At 75.4% G+C, this 4,231-nt stretch carries 5 protein-coding genes; 4 read left to right on the top strand and 1 reads right to left on the bottom strand.

The window, feature by feature from the left end; translation table 11 throughout:
• Positions 1-126: 126 nt before the first annotated feature.
• A complete protein-coding gene (locus tag HMPREF3105_RS06215) occupies positions 127-756 on the top strand; it encodes a response regulator (RefSeq protein ID WP_020624423.1) in 630 nt (209 codons plus the stop codon).
• 42 nt (positions 757-798) lie between these two features.
• Here HMPREF3105_RS06215 and HMPREF3105_RS06210 read toward each other — a convergent pair whose 3' ends face one another.
• Positions 799-1,068, bottom strand: a complete 270-nt coding sequence (locus HMPREF3105_RS06210) for a hypothetical protein (RefSeq protein WP_036314260.1) — start codon at positions 1,066-1,068, stop codon at positions 799-801.
• A 62-nt stretch (positions 1,069-1,130) separates the two neighbouring features.
• Here HMPREF3105_RS06210 and purD point away from each other — a divergent pair, with 62 nt between their 5' ends.
• From purD to HMPREF3105_RS13230, 3 genes are all read left to right on the top strand, one after another.
• On the top strand, positions 1,131-2,420 hold the full coding sequence (purD, locus tag HMPREF3105_RS06205) for a phosphoribosylamine--glycine ligase (RefSeq protein ID WP_070708988.1): 1,290 nt from the start codon (positions 1,131-1,133) through the stop codon (positions 2,418-2,420).
• Positions 2,417-3,364 (top strand): phosphoribosylaminoimidazolesuccinocarboxamide synthase, encoded by a 948-nt coding sequence (locus HMPREF3105_RS06200; RefSeq protein ID WP_070708987.1) that lies wholly within the window; start codon positions 2,417-2,419, stop codon positions 3,362-3,364. Before purD ends, HMPREF3105_RS06200 begins: the two co-directional genes overlap by 4 nt.
• A 178-nt stretch (positions 3,365-3,542) precedes the next feature.
• Positions 3,543-4,231: hypothetical protein (locus HMPREF3105_RS13230; RefSeq protein WP_168167998.1), on the top strand; the 689-nt coding region annotated here is incomplete at its 3' end.

Below are 4,231 nucleotides of genomic sequence, written 5' to 3'. Positions count from 1 at the left end.
GGGCGGCGAGGCCACCGTCGAGTCGGCCCCCGGCGAGGGCACCGTGGTGGCGCTGCGGGTGCCGCTGGCCGCCGCCGGGGCCGGCCGGAGCGCTGATCCCGAGCAGACCGAGAGCGAGGAGACCGCATGAGCGTGCGGGTGATGCTGGTGGACGACCACCCCGTGGTCCGGGCGGGGGTGCGGGCCGTCGTCGAGGCGCACCCGGACCTGAGCGTGGTGGCCGAGGCCGCCGACGGGGCGGAGGCGATCGGCGTCCTGGAGGCGGGCGAGCCCGCGGTGGACGTCGTGCTGATGGACCTGCAGATGGGCGCGGGGATGGACGGCGTGACCGCCACCCGCGCGGTGCGGGAGCGGTGGCCGGGGGTGCAGGTGCTGATCCTGACGACCTTCGACACGGAGGCGGACATCCTCGCGGCCGTGAACGCGGGCGCTGCCGGCTACCTGCTCAAGGACGCCCCGAGCGAGGAGATCGCCTCGGCGGTGCGGCAGGCGGCGGCGGGGCGCAAGGCGCTGGCCCCGCAGGTCGCGGCCACGCTGATGGGGCGCATGTCCGGCGGCTCCGAGGTGCTGTCCGAGCGGGAGATCCAGCTGCTCGAGCTGATCGCGCGGGGCGCCACGAACAAGGTGGCCGCGAAGGAGCTGTTCATCTCCGAGGCCACCGTGAAGACGCACCTGGTGCACATCTTCCAGAAGCTCGGGGTGGACAACCGCACGCGCGCCGTCGACGAGGCCCGGCGACGGCGCATCATCCGCTGACGGGCAGGCCGAGGCGGCCGGCCCTGGAGGGCCCGGCCCTGCTCAGCGGCGCCGCACGTACCGGGTGATCACCGCCGCGGCGACGGCGGCCAGCGCCAGCACGCCGAGCGCGGCGGGCAGGCTGAGGTCGCCGCGCTGGACGCCGAACCCCCGCAGCGTCCAGAAGACGATCAGGGCGCACGTGAACATCACGCCGACGAACATCCAGACCGACCGGAGCCCGGGTCCCAGCCCCGCACCGGGCCGGTGGCGGGGGTCACGGGGGTCACCGTCGTCGCCGGGCTGACCGTGGTGGAGGGGAGGCATCGTCATGCGCTCCACCGTAGGGGCCACGGGCCGGGCCGGGCCAGGGCCACCGCGTAGGCTTCAGGCTCGTGAAGACCCTTGTGCTCGGCAACGGCGGCCGCGAACACGCGCTGCTCACCGCCCTCTCCCGTGATCCGCAGGTCAGCGCCCTCCACGCGGCGCCCGGCAACGCCGGCATGGCCGACCTCGCCACCCTCCACGCCGTCGAGGCCACCGACCCGGCCGCCGTCGTGGCGCTCGCGCGCGAGCTGGGGGCCGACCTCGTCGTCGTCGGACCCGAGGCCCCGCTGGCCGCCGGCGTCTCCGACGCCCTGCGCGAGGCCGGGTTCGCCGTGTTCGGCCCCTCGCAGGCCGCCGCGCAGCTCGAGGCGTCCAAGGCCTTCGCCAAGGAGGTCATGTCCGCCGCGGGCGTGCCCACCGCCGGCTCCCGCGTGTGCACCACCGCCGCGGAGGCCGCCGCCGCCCTCGACGAGTTCGGCGCCCCGCACGTCGTCAAGGACGACGGTCTGGCCGCGGGCAAGGGCGTCGTGGTCACCTCCGACCGCGCCGAGGCCCTCGCCCACGCCGAGGCCTGCTTCGCCGCCGGCGGCACCGTGGTGATCGAGGACTTCCTGGACGGCCCCGAGGTCTCCCTCTTCGTGATCTGCGACGGCGAGGACGCCGTCGCCCTCACCCCCGCGCAGGACTTCAAGCGCATCCACGACGGCGACGCCGGCCCCAACACCGGCGGCATGGGCGCGTACACGCCGCTGCCGTGGCTGCCCGAGGGCTTCACGGACGAGGTGATGGACCGCGTGGCCCGCCCCGTGCTCGCCGAGATGGCCCGCCGCGGCACCCCGTTCACGGGCGTGCTGTTCTGCGGCCTGGCCGTGACCGCCAAGGGCGTGGAGGTCATCGAGTTCAACGTGCGCTTCGGCGACCCCGAGACCCAGGCCGTGCTCGCCCGCCTCGAGACACCCCTGGGCGGGCTGCTCGCCGACGCCGCGGCCGGCCGGCTCGGCGCGGACCGTCGGCTCGAGTGGAGCGACGACGTCGCCGTGGACGTGGTCATGGCCTCGGCCGGCTACCCGGCCTCCTCCTCGACGGGCGACGTGATCACCGGGCTGGCCGACGCGGCCGCCCTCGAGGGCGTGCACGTGATCCACGCCGGCACCGCGGCGTCCGGTGAGGACGTGGTGACGGCGGGCGGCCGGGTGCTGGCCGTCGTCGGGCGCGGGGCGGACCTGGCCCAGGCGCGTGAGCGCGCCTACGCGGGCGTCGAGCGGATCCGGTTCGACGGGGCCCAGTGGCGCACGGACATCGGACTCAAGGCCGAGCGCGGCGAGATCACCGTGCCCGGGACGGGGGGAGCGAAGTGAGCGGGGAGCGCGTGGGGTTCACGGGGGCCGAGGCCCTCGAGCTGCCGGGCTGGCGGCACGTCTACTCGGGCAAGGTGCGGGACCTGTACGAGCCCGCCGACGCCGAGCCGGGACGGTCCGCGACGCTGCTCGTGGTGGCCTCCGACCGGATCAGCGCCTACGACCACGTGCTGGAGCCGCCGATCCCGGACAAGGGCACCATCCTCACCCGGCTGACCCTGTGGTGGTTCGAGAAGCTGGCCGAGGGCTACAACGGGGCCCACGCCGAGCCGGTCGAGCACCATGTGGTGGGCACGGACGTGCCCGCGGCCGTGGCCGGGCGGGCGATGGTCGTCAAGCGCCTGGACATGTTCCCCGTGGAGTGCATCGCCCGCGGCTACCTGACCGGCTCCGGCCTGGCCGAGTACCGCGCGTCGGGCACGGTGGCCGGCCTGCCGCTGCCCGCCGGGCTCGTGGACGGCTCGCGGGTCGACCCGCCGATCTTCACGCCGTCCGCGAAGGCCGAGGTCGGCGAGCACGACGAGAACATCACGTTCGAGCAGATGGTCGAGCGCGTGGGCACCGAGGCCGCCGAGCGCCTGCGGTTCCTCACCCTGGACCTGTACGCCCGCGCCGAGGCGATCGCCCGCGAGGCCGGCATCATCCTGGCGGACACGAAGGTCGAGTTCGGCGTGGACCCGGCCACCGGCCAGGTGGTGCTGGGCGACGAGGTCCTCACCCCGGACTCCTCCCGGTTCTGGGACGCCGAGGACTACGAGCCCGGCCGCCCCCAGGCGAGCTTCGACAAGCAGTTCGTCCGCGACTGGCTCACGGGCCCCGACTCCGGCTGGGACAAGACCAGCGGGGAGGCCCCGCCGGAGCTGCCCGCCGACGTCGTGGCCAAGACGCGCGACCGCTACGTGGAGGCGTACGAGCGCCTGACGGGCCGCCCCTTCGACGCCTGACCCGGACTTTCGAACGTGAGATATGTCCTCTCTCACGTTCGAAAGTCCCCATTCGCCCGATTTCACGTTCGAAAGTCCGGGGAGGGGCGGGGCGGGGCGGCTCCTGCACAGGGGCCCGGCCCCGCACAGGAGGGGGTCGGACGCCCGCCCACGACGACGGCGCCCGCATCCTGGCCGCATGCCACGCCGCCCCGCACCCCTTCCGCCAGCCCTCGCCGGCCGCGTCTTCACCCGGCGCGAAGCCCTGGACCGCCTCTCCCTCTCCTCCGACCGGCTGCGCAGCCTCGACCTGCGCCAGGTCACCCACGGGGCACACCGCGCGGTCGTCGACGTGCCGGGGTCGTGGGCCGCGCTCGGATACCCCCGCCCCGTGGCGGCCCTGCCGCCGGAGGAGGCCGCTGTCGTGGTGGCTCTGACCCGTGGGGTCGCCTCGCATCTGACGGCGGCGCGGCTGCACGGGCTCGTCCTGCCGTGGTGGGCCGAGGAGGACACACGGGTGCACGTGAGCCGGCCGCACCGCACGGGTCGGACGGGGCGCGCGGGCGTCGCCTGCCACGGACGCACGGTGCCGGCCGAGGACCGCGTGGAGGTGCACGGGGTCCCGGTCACCTCGCTCGAGCGGACGTGGGTGGACCTCTGCTCCCTGCTGCGGCCGGATCAGGTGGCGGACGCCGTCGTCGCGGGGGACGCGCTCGTGAACCGTCCGTGGGTGGACGGGTCCCGACTCCCGCCGCGCACGACGGCGTCGCGGCTCTCCGCGGCGCTGGAGCGGGCGGGCCGGTTCAAGGGCGTGCGGGTGGCTCGGGCCGCGCTGGCGCTGATCCGGGTGGGGGCGGACTCGCCTCCCGAGACGCGACTGCGGCTGGG

This window comes from Micrococcus sp. HMSC31B01, from assembly GCF_001816085.1.
Classification (GTDB): Bacteria; Actinomycetota; Actinomycetes; order Actinomycetales; family Micrococcaceae; genus Micrococcus; species Micrococcus luteus.
The sequence above is the reverse complement of the archived record's forward strand: the minus strand, read 5'-3'. Positions and strand labels throughout refer to the sequence as shown.

What these genes read in the sequence shown, in the direction of transcription:
- HMPREF3105_RS06215 (WP_020624423.1), top strand. Translation starts at nt 127, where the DNA reads ATGAGCGTGCGGGTGATGCTGGTGGACGACCACCCCGTGGTCCGGGCG.
- HMPREF3105_RS06210 (WP_036314260.1), bottom strand. Translation starts at nt 1,068, where the DNA reads ATGACGATGCCTCCCCTCCACCACGGTCAGCCCGGCGACGACGGTGAC.